At 64.4% G+C, this 18,366-nt stretch carries 13 protein-coding genes, 2 tRNA genes and 1 pseudogene; 9 read left to right on the plus strand and 7 right to left on the minus strand.

Features of this window, described 5'->3' with window-relative positions:
* Positions 1-184: 184 nt before the first annotated feature.
* A tRNA-Pro gene (locus ACWGCN_RS03680) sits at positions 185-258 on the minus strand.
* A gap of 1,184 nt (positions 259-1,442) precedes the next feature.
* On the opposite strand from ACWGCN_RS03680, the gene ACWGCN_RS03685 reads away from it, so the two are divergent.
* The 3 genes and pseudogenes from ACWGCN_RS03685 to ACWGCN_RS03695 all read left to right on the plus strand — a co-directional run bounded on the left by ACWGCN_RS03685 (position 1,443) and on the right by ACWGCN_RS03695 (position 5,155).
* Positions 1,443-1,516: transfer RNA gene (locus ACWGCN_RS03685), tRNA-Pro, on the plus strand.
* 756 nt (positions 1,517-2,272) lie between these two features.
* Positions 2,273-2,575, plus strand: a pseudogene (locus tag ACWGCN_RS03690) (ISAzo13 family transposase); the annotation flags it as partial.
* Positions 2,576-4,042: 1,467 nt separating this feature from the next.
* Positions 4,043-5,155, plus strand: coding sequence for a DUF4238 domain-containing protein (locus ACWGCN_RS03695; RefSeq protein ID WP_452457408.1), 1,113 nt, complete (start codon positions 4,043-4,045; stop codon positions 5,153-5,155).
* Positions 5,156-5,520: 365 nt separating this feature from the next.
* Here the strand turns inward: ACWGCN_RS03695 and ACWGCN_RS03700 are convergent, their stop codons facing one another.
* The 3 genes from ACWGCN_RS03700 to ACWGCN_RS03710 are packed head-to-tail and all read right to left on the minus strand — an operon-like array spanning position 5,521 to position 8,986.
* Complete coding sequence (locus ACWGCN_RS03700; protein WP_452457409.1) at positions 5,521-6,597, minus strand: HEAT repeat domain-containing protein; 1,077 nt, start codon at positions 6,595-6,597, stop codon at positions 5,521-5,523.
* A 16-nt stretch (positions 6,598-6,613) separates the two neighbouring features.
* Positions 6,614-7,636: a hypothetical protein gene (locus ACWGCN_RS03705; RefSeq protein WP_452457410.1), complete on the minus strand. Its 1,023-nt coding sequence runs from the start codon at positions 7,634-7,636 to the stop codon at positions 6,614-6,616.
* A 21-nt stretch (positions 7,637-7,657) separates the two neighbouring features.
* Positions 7,658-8,986 (minus strand): hypothetical protein, encoded by a 1,329-nt coding sequence (locus ACWGCN_RS03710; RefSeq protein ID WP_452528957.1) that lies wholly within the window; start codon positions 8,984-8,986, stop codon positions 7,658-7,660.
* 917 nt (positions 8,987-9,903) lie between these two features.
* On the opposite strand from ACWGCN_RS03710, the gene ACWGCN_RS03715 reads away from it, so the two are divergent.
* Positions 9,904-10,395 carry a DinB family protein gene (locus tag ACWGCN_RS03715; RefSeq protein ID WP_452457412.1) on the plus strand — a complete coding sequence of 164 codons (492 nt, stop codon included), beginning with the start codon at positions 9,904-9,906 and terminating at the stop codon, positions 10,393-10,395.
* A gap of 49 nt (positions 10,396-10,444) precedes the next feature.
* Positions 10,445-11,497: a fused (3R)-hydroxyacyl-ACP dehydratase subunits HadA/HadB gene (locus tag ACWGCN_RS03720; protein WP_452457413.1), complete on the plus strand. Its 1,053-nt coding sequence runs from the start codon at positions 10,445-10,447 to the stop codon at positions 11,495-11,497.
* Position 11,498: 1 nt separating this feature from the next.
* Here the strand turns inward: ACWGCN_RS03720 and ACWGCN_RS03725 are convergent, their stop codons facing one another.
* Positions 11,499-11,903 carry a helix-turn-helix domain-containing protein gene (locus ACWGCN_RS03725; RefSeq protein WP_378992752.1) on the minus strand — a complete coding sequence of 135 codons (405 nt, stop codon included), beginning with the start codon at positions 11,901-11,903 and terminating at the stop codon, positions 11,499-11,501.
* 227 nt (positions 11,904-12,130) lie between these two features.
* Here ACWGCN_RS03725 and ACWGCN_RS03730 point away from each other — a divergent pair, with 227 nt between their 5' ends.
* Positions 12,131-14,662, plus strand: a complete 2,532-nt coding sequence (locus tag ACWGCN_RS03730) for a molybdopterin-dependent oxidoreductase (protein ID WP_452457414.1) — start codon at positions 12,131-12,133, stop codon at positions 14,660-14,662.
* Positions 14,663-14,664: 2 nt separating this feature from the next.
* A complete protein-coding gene (locus tag ACWGCN_RS03735) occupies positions 14,665-15,240 on the plus strand; it encodes a TetR/AcrR family transcriptional regulator (protein WP_452457415.1) in 576 nt (191 codons plus the stop codon).
* A gap of 1 nt (position 15,241) precedes the next feature.
* Here ACWGCN_RS03735 and ACWGCN_RS03740 read toward each other — a convergent pair whose 3' ends face one another.
* The gene (locus ACWGCN_RS03740) at positions 15,242-16,375 is read right to left on the minus strand and encodes a LuxR C-terminal-related transcriptional regulator (RefSeq protein ID WP_452457416.1); all 1,134 of its coding nucleotides are present in this window, start codon (positions 16,373-16,375) and stop codon (positions 15,242-15,244) included.
* Positions 16,376-16,461: 86 nt separating this feature from the next.
* Here ACWGCN_RS03740 and ACWGCN_RS03745 point away from each other — a divergent pair, with 86 nt between their 5' ends.
* Positions 16,462-16,932 carry a grhN gene (locus tag ACWGCN_RS03745; RefSeq protein WP_452457417.1) on the plus strand — a complete coding sequence of 157 codons (471 nt, stop codon included), beginning with the start codon at positions 16,462-16,464 and terminating at the stop codon, positions 16,930-16,932.
* A 9-nt stretch (positions 16,933-16,941) separates the two neighbouring features.
* Positions 16,942-17,739 carry an MBL fold metallo-hydrolase gene (locus ACWGCN_RS03750; RefSeq protein WP_449971179.1) on the plus strand — a complete coding sequence of 266 codons (798 nt, stop codon included), beginning with the start codon at positions 16,942-16,944 and terminating at the stop codon, positions 17,737-17,739.
* A 3-nt stretch (positions 17,740-17,742) separates the two neighbouring features.
* Here ACWGCN_RS03750 and ACWGCN_RS03755 read toward each other — a convergent pair whose 3' ends face one another.
* The gene (locus ACWGCN_RS03755; protein ID WP_452457418.1) at positions 17,743-18,327 is read right to left on the minus strand and encodes a TetR/AcrR family transcriptional regulator; all 585 of its coding nucleotides are present in this window, start codon (positions 18,325-18,327) and stop codon (positions 17,743-17,745) included.
* Between the last annotated feature and the right edge of the window lie 39 nt (positions 18,328-18,366).

Here is an 18,366-nt window from a genome sequence, read left to right on the forward strand (position 1 = left end):
GACAGCCACGTCGACCGACCACATCGACCGCCTCTCCGGCGACCCCGATTGAGCGGCCCCGCGAGACGACTGGACGGTCGTTCAGGTTAAAAACGTGGGGTTTCTGTGGGATTTGGCCAAACCACGTCAAATCTCGGGACACACGAAAACCCCCTCCGACCGAGGTCAGAGGGGGTTTTCACTGTCGGGCTGACAGGATTTGAACCTGCGACCACCTGACCCCCAGTCAGGTGCGCTACCAAGCTGCGCCACAGCCCGTTCTTGCCCCCGTCTCCGGGTGCTCGAAAAGATTACCTCACCTCTTGGTGAAGGTACTAATCGGCTGGTAGGGGCACCTTTTTGTCGATCCCGAAGAGTGTCGGCGTCTTGCGCCGAAGCCCACAACCGCGCCGAGTTCGTAGGGATCCCATAGAGGTCTGTGCGTGTCAGGAGCCCGACCTTGCCAGAGCGTTCATGGCTTGTGCGCGCGAGTCGGTTCGTGTGGCCCTCGGACGTGACGTGCGCCCGTTCGGCGCATTCTCGCGGCGGTCACTCCTCCGCCTGTGCACCGTGTTTCCTGGGCGTGGCTGTTGCCGCAAACTGCCCGCAGGCCATGGGCGTTCATCTGTCTATGGTGACAAGCAGGTGCGGTGTGCCGTCAGCGCACGCGGACCTTGGAGGTGGTGGGCCGGCAAGCGGCCAGCATGAGTATCAGCTGTTGGGCGAGATCGCGTGGTCGAGTTACCGCGAACGGCACGCGCGTCGATTCGGAATGGGCGCCGTCGATTTCGTGCCTGATCAGCCAACTATCTGACGCTTGCCGGCCCGGGAGTGGAGACGGCTGGCCGTGTTGGTGGTTTGTGGGTTCGGCAGTCGATGCTTTCGTCAGCTCGGTCGTGGCGGGTGCCGTGTCGGTTTGCCGTGGGGCCGTTGCCGCGATCGTATGATGACCCGACTTACTCACTTACCCGTCCATCGTTGGAGAGACCTGAATGTCAAACATGAAGTGGCGCGTGTTCGGTACGTCGGTGCTGATAGCGAGTGCCACGGCCATGATCTCATCAGGGCCTGCGATGGCGGAGCCGCAGGGCTGCACACTGGACCGATCGTGGGGTGGAGCGAGTGCCCATTGTGGAGGCGATGGGACCTATATTCTGGAGGTCGACTGTTTCGGCGTGAGCGTGTCCGGTGGGCAGCCGTTCGGGCCGTACTACAAGTCAGTCGTCGGTCATACAGATCCGACTTTGGACCCGATCTTCAACTACCCGCAGCGGAACTGCATGAACCCTTTGACGCTCGGGCAGGTCGGTATTGCTACCGATGCGCGTATTACATTGGTGCCCACTCGGCCCGCTCCGTCGAACGCTTACGAATAGTGATCAGCGTGGAACCTGGGTTTGCGTCACAACGTTTCGGCATTCACAGAGGTAATCTTTTCGAGCACCCGGCAAGGGGGGCAAGAACGGGCTGTGGCGCAGCTTGGTAGCGCACCTGACTGGGGGTCAGGTGGTCGCAGGTTCAAATCCTGTCAGCCCGACAGTGAAAACCCCCTCTGGCCTCGGTCGGAGGGGGTTTCGCATTTTCGGAGATTTGACGTTTTTCGGCCAATTCCCACAGAAACCCCACGTTTTTGAATTTCGCGGCCTGCCGAGAACGCGGTGTAGCGCAGCCTCGCCAGGTGCACCGGCAGCCGCCGCTGGAAGTTGATCGGTCCGCACTACAGCTCGTCGGCGTGGGTGTGCTCAGGATGTCTGCTAGCCCCCGGGTCGCGACTGACGGGCCGCCACCCGGGCAGAGGGAACCGCTCACGTTCGGCCGTCGTACAGATCGCGAGGTCAGTTCTGCTGCGCACCGGTCATTCGCGACGGGCCCGCCACGTCGCTCGGCCGTACTACGGCTGCGATCAGCCCGGGACGCGGATTTCTACGCGGTCGGAGCAGGCATTCGCAAAATCCGGGGTTGCACTCCGCCTTGAGATCTCTGACCACCTGGCGCGCGTTCCAGTTGTCCAGACCCTACCATCAGTGCTCAATAGTGCTTAGCACCAGCCGTTTTCGTGAAATGACCCTTCTTGACAATTCGCAAGAGTTCGCGTTGATCCGGTCAAAACTGTGGGGTTCTATGGGGTGCATCCAGTCCCGCTCCCGCTCCGTCGCGGTCCGATATCCCGCTGCCAGCGCGACCGCGTTCAAGATGATGCGCACGCAGTCTGCCGGAGACCTTCGTGGCGAGCGCTAACAGGCGAAAGAACAGGTGCCCCCGTGGTTGGACCCGAACCGGGACCACGCGATCGGAAGCGTTGTCGTCCCCGGCTCGCACCGGGACGAGTCGAGAAGACCTCCACCGACTCATAGAACGACTGCCCGCGACAAGCCGCGCTAGTTGAGGGGCACCGCTACGCCCGTCGCGGCGGCGACCGCATGTCCGGCGGCCGAGGCGGTGTCTTCCTGCAGAAAAACCACCGACGCCGACGAGTCTGGCGACTGCCCTGCACATGCGCAACCTCTGTACCCGCGCCGCATTGGCCGAACTGTTCGGTGTCAACCCCTGCACTGTCGGCAACGCCCTGCTCGCCGTCCGGCCACTCCTCGACAAACGGCATCGCCATCATCCCCGCCTCCACGGGTTGCTGAAGCGCCGCAGACATATACGCCGAAATTCCACACCCGATCTCCGAAACGGGTGGCTTGTCACCTTGATTCCGTACGGCCCCAAAGCAATCCAACGTCCCTTCCGTGCTGCCGAGTTCAGCACACGTTTGATGAACTCGGAATGTCAGGAGAGAGGGCAAGCGCGGATCTCGGGCCGCCGAGGAGCTCAGACGCGACCGGTGCGTGTCGGAAGAAGCCGCAGACGATGAAGCATTCGGGGCCGTTCAGTAGCAGTGGGCGACGCTCATCAAGTACTCGGCGCGGTCCAACTTGTTGATTTGATGTCGCTCGCGGTGGCGGTTCATGGCCAGTCAGTCCACGAGGTCGTTTGCTGGGACAGCTCGATCTTCACCAAATCCGTGGCCGCCGCGCGAGGATCATGTCCCGTGCTTCCGTGCTGCCCACTCCCGCCCGGAGGTTGAACTTGACCTGCGGTCAGACCGCGACTCGCCGAGCGTGGTTAGTTCAGTGATGGGAATCACAGAACGGGAATTCACCCAGGCTGACCAGGCGCTCCGCGTCGCCAACTGGATGGACATTCCAGCGGGGGCGGTTGCGCTTGCGCTGATCGGCGCATAAATTGCAGATTGAATCCATGACTAGCGCGTTCGCGGCGACCATTGGGCTCAGCCTGGTCGCACTTCCGGTTCCTGCAGCTATTCTGCTCGCCACTACCGGTGCGGTCCTTCATCGTGACAGCAAGCGCCGTGAGACGGCAGTAAAGGCGCTCAGGGTTCTGCTGGGCCGGAGTCGCTGATGGAGCGCGGCACTCCTCGGGGAGCGAGCATGACAGCACTTCTCCAACGCCGCAGGCGGATGCGTCAACTGTTGTCTGCTATTGCGATGTACAAGCAAATCGAGGTGTATCGAGTGCTCAGGGAACTCGCATCTGGTCCGACGACTGGAGCGCAGTACCGGTGTGGTCGTCATCTCGATGAGCTTGTCCGACTCGAATTGGTATGGATCCATCAGAGCGAGCGCGGGTTTCGAGTCGCCAGCGTCACGGCGCGAGGTCGCCGAGCGCTTGCCCGGGTCCGAATTCGTGAACAATCGACTTGACCAAGCACGGCATGGACGGTCGGGTTGTCGTCGATTGGTCAGACTGCTCGGGCGTGAAAGTCGAACTCTGCACCGAGAAGGTCAGGGGTTCGATTCCCCTTATTTGGGCGGTATGAGCAGTTCGGGACGGGTTCTGGGATGCTTGGCCCGGCTCGGTCTGACCTCTGCTCCTACCCGCATCACAACCAATTTCCAGTCGCGAGGTCTCTGCCTAGTCCCAGTGCGGTAGTGACAGTTCAGGCCTCGAGGACCGGTTGTGACGCGCTTGGAGGAGATGTCGGCGGCCATGCTGCAGAGACCGCCTGGGAGAATCTGGACAACCGAGGCGAAGGCTGCGGCCTACGCTTATCGCCATGACGCGCACCTCCGACAGGGCCCTTATCAATGCCATAGTCAAGGCCACCGCGGCACCGTTCGAACATCCATGGCTGGGAGACGAGTTCGTGGCCGAGTCGAGAAGACTGGCCATCGATGAACGAGGAAGAAAGCAACACTTCGTTCCAAAGTTCTACCTGGACAGATGGGCAGTCGATGGCCTGGTTCAGCCTGTTCAGGTCGATACTCGAACTGCTTACGTTCCACAGAGGCCAGTCGAGGTGGCGACCAGGAAGAATTTGTACACCCTTCCTGTGAGCGGTCAGACGATGGACCTGCCACTTAGATGGGTGGAGAAGCATCTGTCTCGGATCGAAGGCGTCTGTGCTCAGCGACTCAACGAACTCGCCGAGATCGGGGCTGGCAAGCTCCCAATAGGCGAGCTGAAGGCGGACCTTTCCGTGTTTCTGGGATTTCAGATAAGCCGTACTCCCGCCGCGCGAGAGCGGTATTTGATGCTGATCAAGGGCCCTGCGGCTGGGAAGCGTCGGTATCTGCGCGAAATCATGCCGCAGGCGACTGAGGCCCAACTCGAAGAACGCATGCGACCTCAGTTCGAGGATCCCAAGCATGAGGCGATTCACCTCATGTTTTCCGATGTACAGCGAACGCACGCCAATTCGCTCTACCGGCGCCGGTGGGCGGTGTATCGCTCGACGAATCCCCTGGCAACTTGTGACGACCCTGTAGTGGCTCTTGCTGGCCCGCCACATCCGAGAACGAGATGGCTCGCAGGGCTGAGCGCGGTCGTTCTGTATCCCGTTGACGCCCACCATCTGCTCGTCATGTTACGGCCTGACCTCCACCACAGAGGGTCCTTCACCCTCACCAGCGACGAGACCGCCGACATCAATCGTGAAATCGTCGCCGCAGCTGACAGAACGGTTTTCGAACGACCGGGTGATCAGATCGCGCTCGGTGTCACGGTGCCGCCACGACCGCAGGCTCCAATAATTGATGACGCTACCGTCGAAGCCATGGATGAGGACTCGGCCTTTGCGGTTCTTGTCGGCCAAGTCAGGCGATGGAGCCGGTGGTCTGTCGACGCAACCGCGCCGGACTGGCCAGTCCGGCGCTGGTACCGGGGCTGATCGTGACAGCGGGGGCGCGACAGGTCAATGGATCGGTCTCGTGCCGCTGCGGAGAGCTCGCACTGTCTGCAGCCGGGTTCAAAGTGAGGCAGATGCGTTATGCCGCACCAGGTCCGTACGGTAGGTCATTGCGCGTACCGAGGGCACCTGCGACGCAAGTCATCTCGTGTGAACTGGGGAGCCCGGTACCTAGGTTCCCAGTCCTGCTGAAAACATGGCCCTGCCGGTGGACGTTGCCTCGAATACGTGGCATCGGCGGAGAATGCTGTATGGCTGAGGTCGACGGCTTTGGATAAGTACGAGAGTGAGGCGGCCACGGTCGACGACCGCTTCGACCAACTTTGGGGCACCCGCTAAACAGGGCGTCAGTCCGGGTCTGGTCTCGCTAGTTGTGTCTGGCGCTTCCCAACCCGCTTGGTCGATACCGCCGCAACGTCGAGCCGAACGCCGTCGGGTTCAATGGCCCCAGAGAGTGTGGTGGGCACGGTTTGTGGGCGGTCGACGTCAGTCACCGAGAAGGCAAGCTCCTCGCCTACAAGCTCAGCGGAGCCTGTGTACGCGATTTCTCCGTCGGACCTCACCACATCGACCCTCACCGACAGCCCCACTGGGCGGGTCATCACCATGTACTGCGTGGTCATGGCCAGAGCGGGAAGCGCCCAGCGGGCCATCAGAGCGGCGATCCACGGCCGCTCGAGCATCCGTTCCCGCGCCGAGAACGAGCTGCCGAGATCACGGTTCACGAAGACCGACCACTCGGCCCGGCCGCAACGGAGTCCGTATGCCCGATCGGCGAGGTCGATGCCGAACGTTGGTCCGCGAAATCGCTCAGCGTACTCGGTCGTGTCCTCCGTCGACTTCAACTCGAGGCTCACCTCACGCGTGTCATCGTCTCCTCGGGCGCCTGGGCGACTCCCGCTGACGTCGGGGAGGAACGGCCCATCTGCTCCCTCCCGATGCGCGATCATCGCCCGGGTCAGGGTCAATTGACGTTGTGACGCGTCGTCACCAGTCTCATCGAGGGCCATAAGCGTGTTCAGCGCCGACGTGCCGGCGAAGGTGCCGAGGGCGGCGAACGCCTCCCGACGCACGGCGGAGTCCGCATCGGCGATGTGCCCGAGGAGCAGTTCTTCTGCAGCGGGGGTGGCGACTCTGCCGAGACCCCGAAGGGCGGTGACGCGATCGGTTCGCCTGGCGGAGCGATCACCGGCGACCTCCTCTAGCACCGGGAGGACAACGTCTGCACTGGCCACGGCGGCGAGCACGCCCAAGGCCCGGTGGCGGCTAAGGGCAACGTCGACGCCCTGCTCGTCACGGGCAGCGGCAATGAGTAGTTGGAGTTCGGCATCGCTGAGGGAGCGAACGCGGTGCCGCCCGGACGGTTCGCCCATTACAAGCTCACGAATTGCGGGGGTGAGCGACCCGACGTTCACTGAAGGCATTGTTTCTCCTAGGTCCCTAATCGGACGGGCTCACATCGACGGAGCAGTGGCTGCGCATGGTCGTCCCCTGCGCAGCGGTCAGACCGGTGCTGTTGACGCCGATTTCGTCGATCCCGTCGGGAGGGTTGATATCGACGCCCATCACGTTCGTGGCCGATGTGCCGGTACCGAGCCCGAGATAGTGTCCGACCTCGTGGCCGAGCAAGATACCGGTGAAGCGTCGCGATCCCGAGACCTCGAGGACCGCTCCAGTAAAGCCATCACTGGAATCCTTGTCGCATGGCCCGTCCACGTTCGACCAGCCATCCGCGTCGCCGATGGACTGTACGAAGAAGACGTCGATCCCCCCAGGCGGGCCGGAGAAGTCGTCGGTCAGATTCTGGGCCTCAGCCCGGTCTTTGATGTCGGCGTAGACGCTCGGCCTCATTGTCGTATCGGGAATGAACTGCCACTTGATGCGCCGGATCCCCACGTTTCGCTGGGCGTAGATATCTCGTGCGATCTGGATGGCGTACTGGACCCATGTGGCCTGGTCGGGCGTGAAGGTGCCCGAGAAGTCGTTCTGGTGGCCTACGAAGATGGGCACCAGGTCAAAGGCGCTGCCGTTGATGGTCTGCAGGTGCCGTTGGAGTGAACGATTCGTGGCCGTGCCCGAGCCGGGCAGGATGTCGCCGACCTGAAGCTGACCGAACAGCGACCCGTCGGTATCGCGGAAGATGTAGCCGAAGACGTCGCGATTCACCGACATCGATCCGGTGACGCCCAGGCACCGTCGTGCCACATCACGCAGGCTTAGCATCATGTACTCCTCTTCTCTTCCTCGCTGATGCTGTTTCGGGAGGTGGGGCTTCATCTGCTGTTCCCTTCGCCGATGAAGATCGCCGACCTCGATGGGTGGCGCTGTGGCGTCAGCCAGGTCCACGCGTTCACCGTCAAGGCGACCGGCGTCCGAAGGTTGTCTGATTCCTGCATTTAGGAGCAGACCACGCCTGTTCGCACCGGTTCCGGAGGCGACACCCGCGACGCTCAGCATGGCCATGCACCTAACCTTCAGCCTTGCCTACTGCAGCGCAACGAGCATGGGAATCAGGCCTCGGCCGGACGCCAGCGTGCCCAGCGCCTTGCCTATGACGGCGCCGAACGCGCGCTGCGGATCGGTAGCCCGCATCGCATGACCTGGAACGGCCGAGCTTGTGAGGAGGTCGCCGACCCGGATCGCCCCGGCATCGGCGTCGACCTTGCACATGATGCGCCCGATCAACGCGATCGGCACGCCAGCGGTGGCTGCGGTGCTGCGGCCCAGTACGATCCCGGGCCGAAGGTCGCCGGCGCCGGCGACGACGCCCGCTACACACGTGTCGTACGGCGCGTCGCTCACGCGGAGCTGCAGGTCGTCTCCGACCACCATGATCGTCCCTGGCTCGCTGGCTCCAGGATCCTCGGCCTGAAAGTCCTCGGCGCAGTCGGCATTCTGCAGAATGATGTCCCCGGCGATCTGGATGTTCCCGGCGTTGTCGAGGACGAGGTCATCTCGCCGCGCGCTTTCGTTGCGGATCACGAAGCGTCGGCCGCCGGCGGCGTCGGCATCGTTGGTTGCCCGCAGGCTGTAGTGCTGGGTGCCGTTTCCCCGTGACCGGATCCCCAGCTTCGGGGAGCCATTCCTTTCGAGCCGCACGTCCCCGGGGGTCTGGATGTTGCCGACGCTGTCGAGAACAAGGTCATCTCGCCCGTCGCTCTCGTTCCGGATCACAAAGCAACCGGCCCCGGCGGTATCTGCAAGGTCTGTGGCACGCAGGCTGTAGTTCTGCACTCCGAGCCCACGCGGCTGAATCGCTAGCCGCCGGTCGAGCTGGAGATCCCCACTGAGCCGGACATCTCCGACGTTATCGAGGATAAGGTCATCTCGCTGCTCGCTTTCGTTGCGGATCACGAAGCGTCGGCCGCCGGCGGCGTCGGCATCGTTGGTTGCCCGCAGGCTGTAGTGCTGGGTGCCGTTTCCTCGTGACCGGATCCCCAGCTTCGGGGAGCCATTCCTTTCGAGCCGCACGTCCCCGGGGGTCTGGATGTTGCCGACGCTGTCGAGGATAAGGTCATCTCGCTGCTCGCTTTCGTTGCGGATCACGAAGCGTCGGCCGCCGGCGGCGTCGGCATCGTTGGTTGCCCGCAGGCTGTAGTGCTGGGTGCCGTTTCCCCGTGACCGGATCCCCAGCTTCGGGGAGCCGTTTTTCTCCAGCCGCACGTTCCCAGCAACCTGCAGCAGCGCTTCTGGTGACGTCGTTCCGATACCGACTGCCGTCGATGAGAGCGCAAGTACGCTGCTGTTTCCCCCCGCATCCTCGACGGTCTGAGCGACCGCGTTCAACGTCTGATCGACCCGGAGATCCGCCATGCTGACCACTCCTTTCACAGTGCGAGTCACAGTGCGAACTCGAATCAATTTTGGTGGTCGAGGTGAATCCAGCGCATGGGTAGCCGACTACTCGTTTCGCCTTATCTGACCCGGCACGCACCATGGACCGAGTTGCTCACCACCACCGATGCCCGGTTGCAGCCTGGCTGAGCACCGACGAACCTTCCCTTCGGCCGAGGTAGATCCGGAATTCTACGATCGAATCGGCAATCCGAGACCCGTCGGGCCGGCACGTCAGCCCGACGAAAGATCGAGGCTGAGGTCGGTGGTGAGCTGGATCAGGCGCGGTCGAGCGCGTCATAGCGGTCGCCGGAATAGGCGCGAGCGGGTCTCCGGCGTCGGTCTCCTCTGGCCGAAGTCGGTGCGGCTATACCGTGCAAGAGCGAGCTGGAACCACCCCACAGAAACTCCACAGTTTTGACCGGAATCAACGCGAATTCATGCGAATCGTTGAGAAGAGTGGTTTCGCGAAAAGGACTAGTGCTGAGCACTATTGGGCTCTGATGAGTAGGTTCTGGAAAACTGGAACGCACGCCAGGTGGTCGCAGGTTCAAATCCTGTCAGCCCGACAGCGAAAACCCCCTCTGACCTGGATCGGAGGGGGTTTTCTTGTGTCCCGGGATTTGATGTGGTTTGGCCGAATCCCACAGAAACCCCAGTGACATGACAGACTGACGGCAGGCGGCGTCGAGCTCTTCGGCGCTCGACCGGTATCGGCTGCGGTGAAGATCGACCCGCATCGCCTTGGTCAGCGCGCGTTCCGCGACGAAACACATCAGATTTCCCCTCCCCTGGTTCGCCTCCGTCACTGGCCGTGTTAAGCCCACCGAGCCGTGCCCTGCCGACTGCCAGACACCCCCGAGCCTTCGATCAGCAAGAGAATGGAGCGAAAGTCCATGGTTACCAACATAATTACTACCGGCGCCGAGCGAACGATCATCGAGAACACACTCGATCGCAACCGTGAAGCGCTCATCGCGACCGCACGCGGGTTGTCCGACGCCGACGCTCGGCGACGGCTTGTCGCGTCGCTGACGACACCGATTTCCTTAATCAAACATGCCGCCGCCGCGGAGCGGATCTGGTTCCAGCGGTTCTGGGCGGGGCTCGACGAAGCCGAATGCGACGGGTACTCGCAACGCGACGAGGGCACGTTCGCCGTGGCCGACGACGAGTCGCTGGCCGATGTCATCGCGGAGTTCGAGCGTGCGAGCAGCCGATCACGGGCGATCGCCGCCCGGTTCGACCTGGACGACACCAAGCACAATCCCCGTGAGGGGACTGTCAGCATGCGGTGGACTCTGCTCGCCATGATCGAGGAATTCGCCCGCCACGCAGGGCACGGCGACATCTTGCGCGAGCAGATCGATCAGACCGCGACACTCTGAGAACAGCAAATATCGCTCGCGCGGCTAACTATTGGTTACTTTGCTGAGTGTGCGGACAACTCCAGACGACTCCAGGTTGCTCGATTCACCCGCCGATTCGGTCGCCTCCGCGACGACGGTTGGGCAGTCCTATCGAACCGGCGACTGCTATGTCGTCGGGCGCGAGAAGATCCGGGAGTTCGCCCGTGCGGTTCAGGATGATCATCCCGCTCACCGCTGCGAGCAAGCGGCTGAAGACCACGGTTACGGTGGCCTGGTCGCGCCGTTGACCTTCGTCTCGATCCCCGCGTTTCTGGCCCAGATCGAGATGTTCGATCGTGTGGCCGAAGGTTATGACCTGAGCCAGATCATGCAGACCGACCACGGCCTCATCGTCAACAGGCCGATCCTCGCGGGCGATTCGTTGCGCTTCGAGGTCGGACTCGAATCGCGCCGTAAGGCGTTCGGGGGCGACATCTTCGGATTCAAGTGTGCGGTCACCGACCAGTACGGCAAGGAAGTCGTCACCACCCGCACGTCCTTCGTCGGCCGGCGGGAGGTGAATTTCGCCGCCGCGCGAATATGCGACCGACTGCTGATGCAGAACTTCCGTCATGGCTCGTCGATTCCGCGACAACACCACACAGCCGAGCGTGCCGAGCCACCGCGCCCGGCACCGACCGCGGACCCGGGCCGGAATATGGTGCCGTTCAGCACCGTCGCTGTCGGCGACGAGCTCCCGCCCAGGATCGTGGCTGTGACGCTGGGCGACCTGGTCAACTACGCGGGCGTGGCCGGCGACCCGAACCCCATCCACTGGAGCAAGGAGGCGGCGGCGTCGGTGAATCTGGAATCGCCTGTCGCACAGGGCATGCTGATGATCGGGATCGGCGCAGGGTACGTGACCTCATGGGCGGGCGGTCCCGGTGTGGTGACCGAATACGCGGTGCGATTGACCAGCCCGGTCTATGTCGGCGACAGCGGAGCGATCGTCGAATACACCGGCAGAGTGAAGGCGGTCGACGCAGACCGCAAGACCGCGACGATCGCGGTCACCGCCACACAGGACGGCAGGAAGATCTTCGGACGAGCGGTTGCGGTGATCCAGTGCGCGGACCGTTAGGTCAATCGTCGAGGCAAATGGCGAGCAATCGGTCACTGACGCGGAGACGCTCGGCCATCGCGACGAGGATGTCCATGGCCTCGCTCGACAAGCCGACAGCACGCAGCAGCAGGGCGCGCGGTTCCTCGAGTTCGAGGGCTCGGATGAGTGTGTGGTCGTCGACGCCGTGATGCGGGGTGAGGAAGAAGTAATCGGGCGTGACCTGGAAGTACTCGGCCAGCGCCGAAACAGTTTTCGCCGAGGGATTCTCGCGATTCCCGGACCGTAGCTGGGACAGATACGGTGCGGAAATGCTGTGACCGGCCGCCTGGAGCATGCGCGCCACTTGACGGTTTGTGCACTGACGCACGTCCGGACCCGAGGGGTTGTCGAAGAGTTCGTTGAGGCGGGCAGCGAAGTGCGTCACAGCAGTCCCTCGGCATCAAGTTGGTCAGAAGACCATCATGAGACGCGGACTGTGTTCCCGGCAATAGTCCTAGCAAACTTGCGGCGCTCGTCACAAAATCTCCACCACCGGGCTGTTCGGCGTAACGACCGCCGATTCGTGTCGGCCGACGCGGAAGACCAGGTCATCGACCGTATTGATTGCCAGCAGCCCGCGCCGATGACCTGTTCTATGCAATACTGCATAGCATGCGTCTGACCAGCCCGGAATCCGATGACAACACCGCCGAGACCGCGCAGTGGCGCAAGACGGCCTGCATTCTCTGTGAATGCAACTGCGGTCTCGAGATCCAGACAGATGGCCGCAACCTGGTGAAGATTCGTGGCGACAAACAACATCCGGGGTCGGCGGGCTACACGTGTGAGAAGCCGCTGCGCCTCGACAAGTACCAGGCGGGCGCGCACCGCATCGACACTCCGTTGCGGCGCACCGCCGACGGTACGTACGAGCCGATCGACTGGGATACCGCGCTCGACGAGATCGCCGCCAAGCTCGCCGGGGTTCGTGACGCGCACGGTGGCGAGTCGATCTTCTTCTACGGCGGGGGCGGGCAGGGCAATCACCTCGGTGGCGCCTACGGCCGGGCGCTGTATCACGCAGTCGGTGGCCGGTATATGTCGAATGCGTTGGCGCAGGAGAAGACCGGCGAATCCTGGGTCGATTCCCAGCTCTACGGCAATCACACCACCGGCGATTTCGAGCACACCGAGGTCGCGATCTTCGTCGGCAAGAACCCCTGGCAGTCCCACGGCATCGCGCAGGCGCGGCCGGTACTGCGCGAGATCGCGCGGGATCCGAACCGGACGATGATCGTCATCGACCCGCGCGTCAGCGAGACCGCGGCGCTGGCCGACTATCACCTGCAGGTCAAGCCGGGCACCGACGCCTGGTGCGTGTCGGCGATCGCGGCGACGCTGGTGCAGGAGAACCTGCACAACGAGGGGTGGCTGGCCGAACACACGACCGGTGCCGAACCGGTGTTGCGAGCGTTGCGGGCGGTCGACATCAGCGCGAACGCGCACCGCTGCGGTCTCGACGAGACGCTGATCCGCACCGTCGCGCGCCGGATCGCCGCCGCGAAGAGCGTCGCCACCTATGAGGACCTCGGCGTGCAGCAGTCCCCCAACAGCACCCTGGTCGCCTACCTGAACAAGATGATGTGGATCCTGACCGGCAACTTCGCCAAACCCGGCGGGGTCCATATTCATTCATGGATGTTCCCGCTCGCCGGCCGCTGGCACGCCATCCCGAGGGCGGCCGGGGCGGGTAGGGCACAGCGCGTGCGGCGCGGCGTCGCGACCGTGGCGATGCGCTACGGTGCCACGCCCGCGCGCCGGTTGATCGCCGCGACCGCTGGGCGTGGCGCGATCTCGCGGAATGTGGCCGGGCTGACGGCGAGCACCACGCTCGACGTGTTCTTCGACGCTGTGGCGGTGCCGATCGCCCGCACGATCGCGGACAAGCTGAGCATGGCCGACAGCCCCACGCGCACACCGGTTTCCGGGGCCCGGATTCTCAACGGCCTGATCCCGTGCAACTCCATCGCCGACGAGATCCTCACCGACCACCCCGACCGGTTGCGGGCTATGTGGATCGATTCGTCGAATCCCGCGCACTCGCTGGCGGATTCGGCGCGATTCGTGGCGGCGATGCGGTCGCTGGAGCTGTCGGTGGTCGTCGATGTGGCGATGACCGAGACCGCTCGCCAGGCCGACTATGTGCTGCCCGCGGCGAGCCAGTTCGAGAAGTACGAGGCGTCGCTGTTCACGCTGCACTTTCCGCACAACAGCTTTCAGGTGCGCGCGCCGTTGATGGCGCCGTTGCCGGGCACCCGTCCCGAACCCGAGATCTACGGTGCGGTGATCGACCGTCTCGGCGTGGTCGAGCCCCGGCTGCTGGCGGAGCTGGCCGCGGCGGCGCGGGTGAGCCGGGAGGCGTTCGCGCTCGCACTCTTCTCCACGCTGAAGGCGCGCCCCGAGCTGGCCGGGCTGACACCGTATCTGCTGTACCGGACCTTGGGCGCGAGCCTTCCGGAGGGGGAAGCCGCGCTGGCGCTGGCATGGGGATTCGCGCTGCTGTGCGTGATCTCCCAGCCCGACGCCGTGGCCAGGGCGGGCTTCACCGGATCCGGGTTCGGACAGGCCGAGGAGTTGTTCGAGGCTGTGCGCGCGCACCCGGAAGGGGTGCTGTTCTCCGATGACCGCTACGAGGACGCGTGGCGCTACATCCAGCACGCCGACGGCAAGATCCACGCCGCCATCCCGGAACTGCTCGACGAACTGCGCGCGGTCTGCGCGGTCGACCCCGACTACACCAGCGAGGAGTACCCGTTCACCCTGTCCGCCGGTGAGCGGCGCGCGTTCACGGCGAACGTGATCATCCGCAACCCGGATTGGCGCCGCCGCGACCGTGAGGGCGCTCTGCGGATCGCGGTGGCCGATGCCGAGCGGCTCGCGCTGAGCACCGGCGATAGGGTGCGTGTGGTCACCGAATCCGGTTCGGCGACCACGTCGATCGAGATCAGCGAGATGATGCAGGCAGGACACATTTCACTCCCCAACGGCATGGGTGTCGCCTATCCGGGCGCGGACGCAGTCGTCGGTGTCGCGCTCAATACGCTGACCTCGACGTCGCGACGCGACAAATTCTTCGGCAGCCCCTGGCACAAGAACGTTCCCGCCCGTATCGAGGTGCTGACGGCGCCGGTGAAGGAGGCCTGACGGTGGGAGCTCGTACCAACACTCGGCAGAAGATGCTGGGCAGCGCGATCGAACTGCTGCGCGAACGCGGCGCGGCGGGCGTGACCGTCGACGCGGTACTCGCCCGCAGTAGCGCTCCGCGGGGCTCGGTGTATCACCACTTCCCCGGCGGGCGCGCCCAGATCATGACCGAATCGCTCACTCTCGCAGGCGATACGATCAGCGCCCTCATCGAGGCGGCCGCCGAGCGGGGCGCCGCGGGGGTGCTGGCCGGGATCGCCGAGTTCTGGACGGCGATCCTGCTGATGTCCGATTTCGAGGCGGGCTGTCCGGTGGTGTCGGTGGCGGTAGGCGGGGCACCCGAGGACCGCCACCTGCGACCCGAGGTCGCCGCCATCCTGCAGCGTTGGCACGACACCCTGGCCGTCGCGATCGCCGCGGAAGGCGTCGCACCGGCACGCGCCGAACGCTTGGCCACGATGGCGATCGCGAGCGTCGAAGGCGCGGTGATCCTGTGCCGTGTCCACCGCTCGACTACCGCGCTCGACGAGGTCGTCGAAGAATTGCGCGTCCTGCTCGCCACCGCCGTCGGCACCTAGGTCAGTACGTCGGCCAGGGCCCACCCCGGATCGGTTTGGTGGCGGTGACGCGCTGCTCGTTGTCCCGGAAGCGGGGTTCGTAGTGGGTGAAGAACACCTTGGCGACCAGGTCTCGCCGGCTGTGGACGCCGGTCTTGTCGAAAATGCTCTTCAGATGCTGCTGCACGGTGTGGGCGGAGACGGTCATGTCGTGGGCGATCTGCGAGGTCGAGGCACCCTGGAGCACCAGCCGGGTGACGTCGCGTTCACGCTCGGTGAGCCCATAGGCCGACATCAGCAGCGGGTAGATGCGGCTGGGGTGGGCCGGTTCGATGATCACCGCGACCCTGGTCTGTGCTGACGAGGTCAGGCGGGCGCCGTGCAACACCACCCAGGTTCCCGACCTGGTCAGCGCTCGGGACACGAGTACCTCGTCGGGTCGGTCGTCCGCCGCGTTGCGGAACGCGCGGGCGGCGAGTGTGATCACCGCACTGGGCAGTTTCTCCCGGTCCCAGTCGCCGTCGGGGAGGTCCGACAGCCAGCGCCGCACCCCGGCACTGGCCGATTCGACCTCCCACGCCGAGTTGAGCACCAGCAGACCTGGCGAGTCCGCGTATTCGGGTTCGCCTGCCTGCCCGATCAGCAGCGCCCGGCGCACGCCGTCGGCCAGGGTCGGCGCCACGGTGGCCACGAACTCCTTCTCGGTGGCGTCGAACATCGCGGCGCCGGGCTCGCGATAGAGCGCGAGCGCTCCCCACACCTCGCCGGATCGGGTGCGCAGTCGCGCGATCAATTCCTGATCCCCACCCATCGTCATATTGCGTTGCCACCGTTCACTTTTCGACGGGTCGCCGCCGACGGTTTCGTGCAAGGTCGACAGTCCGGTCGCCGACCTGACCACATCGACGATGCCGTGGCGTTCCTCGCCGTATTCCGCGGCCAGCCACTGCGGCGGAAACTCGGCGAGGCCGAGATGGAAATGACTGGTCATCAGCAGCGACGCGGGATCGAGGGTGTACCAGCACGGCGTCCAGTAGTGCGGGACGGCGGTGGCCAGCACCTCCGTCGTCTCCTGCCACAGCGACACCAGATCGTGCGGCTCTCGGCACAACCGCCCGATCTTGTCGGCGGCGCGTTGCCTCGCATCCGTGCTCACAGATCAACGGTAGGCCGCGGCCGGACCAGGGGAAATACCAGATTTGTGGAATGTCGCGGCGACCGGGATATTCCTAGCCTCGGTGTATGACGAATACCGGAACCACACCTGTGCGCCTCAGTCCGCCACCACCGCAATTGATGCGCCTGATCAATCCTGTCGTGCGGCGAATCTTGGCGACGCGATTGCTCGGCAGTCGCATTCGCCGGCAGGGAATGGTCGAATTCACCGGCCGCCGCACCGGCCGCACGCTGCGGATCCCGGTCTGCCTGCACCATGTCGACGACGAGACGCTGATCTTCACCGAGCGACCATGGCGCCACAATCTGGTCGGCGGCGCGCCCGTCACCATCACCCATCGCGGGCAGATCCGCCACGGTCACGCCGTGCTCCTCGATGCCGCGCCTGCCCGAGTCGGCGCCGCGATGCGAGCGGCGATGGACGACGGCGCCAGCCCCTTCGAACTCGGGCTGAAGGTCACGCGCGGCTACGACCCGACCGCCGACGACCTCGCCGCCATCGCGCGCTCGATCATCCGGGTCGATGTCGAGGAGTGAGGAAACATCATGCGTATCAATCGAATCCAGCACGACATCACTGTTCTCGCCGATGAACTGGAGGTCCCCGGCATCGGCCATATCCCGGTCAACGCCTACGTTCTGCACGCGGCGGAACCTGTCGTCGTCGACACCGGTCTCAGCCTTCCCGACCGCGGGTTCATGGCGGCCCTGAGTTCGATCGTGGATCCGGCCGACGTGGAATGGATCTGGCTCACCCATCCCGATCGCGACCACACCGGATCGCTGTTCGACCTGCTCGATGCCGCCCCGAACGCCCGGCTGATCACGACATTCGCCGGCCTGGGCATCATGTCGTGCGCTCGACCGGTCCCGATGGATCGCGTGTACCTGCTGAACCCGGGGCAGTCCCTCGATGTCGGCGACCGACGCCTCACCGCGTTTCGCCCACCGTTGTTCGACAATCCGAGCACTGTCGGGTTCTACGACGAACGCAGCGAATCATGCTTCACCTCTGACTGTTTCGGCGCTCCGCTGCCCAGCGCCGAACTCGCGACCGCCGACGATGTGGGTTACACGCCGCCGGCCGCGATTCGCGCGGCACAGCATCTCTGGGCGGCGGTGGACAGCCCGTGGGTGCACGTCGTGGACGAGGGCAAATACCTCGCCACCGTGTCGGCGCTGCGCGCCTTCGACCCGCGACGGATCCTCAGTACGCATCTTCCGCCCGCGGGGGGACGCACGTCGCAGTACTGGGACATGCTTGCCGAGGCGCCGCAGGCCGCGCCGTTCGTCGGTCCCGATCAGGCCGCGCTGGAACAGATGCTGGTGAGCTTCGAACCCTGATTGTCAGGCGGTGCGCAGGATCCTCAGTGCGGCTCGTTCGATGCGGTCGGCGATTTCGGTGTACGACTCGTAGCCCATGCCCGCCCGCACCAGCGCGCCCGCGTAGATGATCTCGAGCCATTCGATGACCTCGTTGTCAGCGTCGGGGCCGAGTGCGCGCGCGAGCCTGCTGCGGATCTCGATGCCGATGCGGGTGCGCAGGTGTTCGACATCCGGGTCCGAGCCCAGCAGCGCGCCGGTGACCGCACCGGACAACTCTTGTTCCTCGGCCACCAGCAGTGCGATGTTGCGCAACTCGGCCAGCACCCGCACCGTCGGGTCGGGGTCCTCGATCGCGGGCGAGTGCGAGGCCAGCAGGCGCCGCCAGAAGATCTCGGCGACCAGGTGCTCCTTGGAGGAGAAGTAGGTGTACGCGGTCGCGGTGGCGACGCCCGCCTCCGCGGCGACCAGCCGGATCGTCATGCCGGAGAAGCCATCGCGTGTCAGCACCACCAGCGCGGCCCTGGTCAGCCGTTCGACGGTGTCGGCCTGCTTCCCGGTCAATCGACGCCGGGTCGCTTCGAGGCTGATGGAATCGCTTTCAGACATGCGTCCGGATGTTACTCGCCAGTCCCGCAGCGTCGGTGA

The sequence above is a fragment of the Nocardia sp. NPDC055050 genome, assembly GCF_053608345.1.

Bases quoted from the DNA above. Each gene is read 5' to 3' on its own strand.
- ACWGCN_RS03745 (WP_452457417.1), top strand. From the start codon at position 16,462: ATGACGAATACCGGAACCACACCTGTGCGCCTCAGTCCGCCACCACCG.
- ACWGCN_RS03730 (WP_452457414.1), top strand. From the start codon at position 12,131: ATGCGTCTGACCAGCCCGGAATCCGATGACAACACCGCCGAGACCGCG.
- ACWGCN_RS03700 (WP_452457409.1), bottom strand. From the start codon at position 6,597: ATGCCTTCAGTGAACGTCGGGTCGCTCACCCCCGCAATTCGTGAGCTT.
- ACWGCN_RS03715 (WP_452457412.1), top strand. From the start codon at position 9,904: ATGGTTACCAACATAATTACTACCGGCGCCGAGCGAACGATCATCGAG.
- ACWGCN_RS03705 (WP_452457410.1), bottom strand. From the start codon at position 7,636: ATGGCCATGCTGAGCGTCGCGGGTGTCGCCTCCGGAACCGGTGCGAAC.
- ACWGCN_RS03695 (WP_452457408.1), top strand. From the start codon at position 4,043: ATGACGCGCACCTCCGACAGGGCCCTTATCAATGCCATAGTCAAGGCC.
- ACWGCN_RS03710 (WP_452528957.1), bottom strand. From the start codon at position 8,986: ATGGCGGATCTCCGGGTCGATCAGACGTTGAACGCGGTCGCTCAGACC.
- ACWGCN_RS03755 (WP_452457418.1), bottom strand. From the start codon at position 18,327: ATGTCTGAAAGCGATTCCATCAGCCTCGAAGCGACCCGGCGTCGATTG.
- ACWGCN_RS03750 (WP_449971179.1), top strand. From the start codon at position 16,942: ATGCGTATCAATCGAATCCAGCACGACATCACTGTTCTCGCCGATGAA.